Annotated in this window: 2 protein-coding genes; both read left to right on the top strand. The window is 37.1% G+C overall.

Features of this window, described 5'->3' with window-relative positions; translation table 11 throughout:
• Nucleotides 1-328: 328 nt before the first annotated feature.
• Nucleotides 329-778, top strand: a complete 450-nt coding sequence (locus ASG81_RS03800) for a GyrI-like domain-containing protein (RefSeq protein WP_081417115.1) — start codon at nt 329-331, stop codon at nt 776-778.
• A 282-nt stretch (nt 779-1060) separates the two neighbouring features.
• A complete protein-coding gene (locus tag ASG81_RS29585; RefSeq protein WP_268795757.1) occupies nt 1061-1438 on the top strand; it encodes a cyclodeaminase/cyclohydrolase family protein in 378 nt (125 codons plus the stop codon).
• Nucleotides 1439-1644: the final 206 nt, after the last annotated feature.

Consider the following 1644-nt stretch of genomic DNA (forward strand, 5'->3'; position numbering starts at 1 on the left):
TTGATTCAACGCGGAGAGAAATATCCATCAATATACATTTATCAGTCTGTTTTAGACGGTAATGCACGAACCATTGAGGATTTCTACAGATGGTATGAAGCTAATAATAAACCTACTGGTTTAACAGATTGGGTTCCCACACGTAAGGATAGTTCATTACGCTAACGGGTACGATAGTTCAATCAAAATAGGAGCAGTTTGCTGCGGCAGCTGCTCCTTGTTCATTAAGCTAAATGGCAGTTTAGTTACAATAATTGGGAGGAAATATTGGGTGTATGTTGAATTGATAATTAAACTCAACTCAACTTATAAGGGAGACGAATAAGCAATGATTAACACACCAACATTAGTTGAATTTTCTGAACGCAAGATTGTCGGAATAGGCAATATTGGGAAACAAACTAATCCTGGAGATGTCTGGCCAGCTTTGTTTAACAGGATAGACGAAGTTAATGACAGGTTAAATCAACTCGAAACCATTGGATTAATCAAAAGAAATGAACATGGCTATCTAGCAGGGGTTGAAACTTCAATACAAAGTGAGGTACCTGAAGGAATGTATTCCTACAAAATTCCAGCAGGCAAGTATGCAACGGTTACGCACAAAGGACCTTTAGGCAAGATTAATGAAACGTTTGAAGGACTCATTAACTGGCTCGGAACAAACAATTACGAACAGTTCGATGTTATTTGTTTTGAGGTATACGACCATAGATATAAAGGTGAGGACAGTGAAAGTGAATTTGATATGTTTATACAGATTAAATCAGTTGGTTAACAATCATTGAGCTAACGGGTACGATAGTTCATTCAAATCAGGGAGCAGACCGTCGCTGCAGCTGCTCCCTTCGTCATTGAAGTAATGGGAGGAAAATGCAAAAACTGAACCTTTTCATGATTTTTTGCGTCTAACCAATACAAGAGTAAAAAGACACATTACAGGAGGATACACATTTGGAATTTGAATTATTAGGAATGATTTTAATATCCTGCTTAGTCGTATATACAATTAGAAAGAGTGTAATCTGGCTCCACAAGGGGATAAAAAATAAGCAATTTTCTGAGTGGTTCGGTTCAATGGTCTACCAAGAGTACGGATGAAGAAAAACTCATACGCAAGAACGCAATACATGAAGCTACAATCCTTGCAATCGATGTTCCTCTTCGTCTTATTGAGGTTTGCAGGGTTGGTATTTTATACACACATAATATTGCAGAATCATCTAATAAGAATGTGGTCTCGGATCTTGGTATTGGTGCCATACTGTTTGAAGCTGCCGCCCAATCTGCTTTACTGACCATAGAGATCAATCTAGCCTCGTTGAAAAATTTGGAGTCGAAACGTCAGTATTCAGACAAGCTATCCTCATTGATTAGTGAAGTCAGTGAACTGAGAAGTAAAACATTACAAATTACCCGAAATCGGATAATTCAGTAGCAAAAGGATTATCAATTAGGACAGATTACGCAACGGGTACGATAGTGGAGGAGCTTGCTTTACTGCAGCTCCTTTTTTTCATTCGTCAGTACCAAAAAAATTTCTAAACGCATTTAGAGTGGAATAAAATCAATGGTAGCTGCAATCTATATATTTTTTAGAATTGGGGAGTTTTTTATTACATATTTAAATATGTAAGTGAAAAA

Origin of the sequence: Paenibacillus sp. Soil522 (genome assembly GCF_001428245.1) — a bacterium.
GTDB lineage: Bacteria > Bacillota > Bacilli > Paenibacillales > Paenibacillaceae > Pristimantibacillus.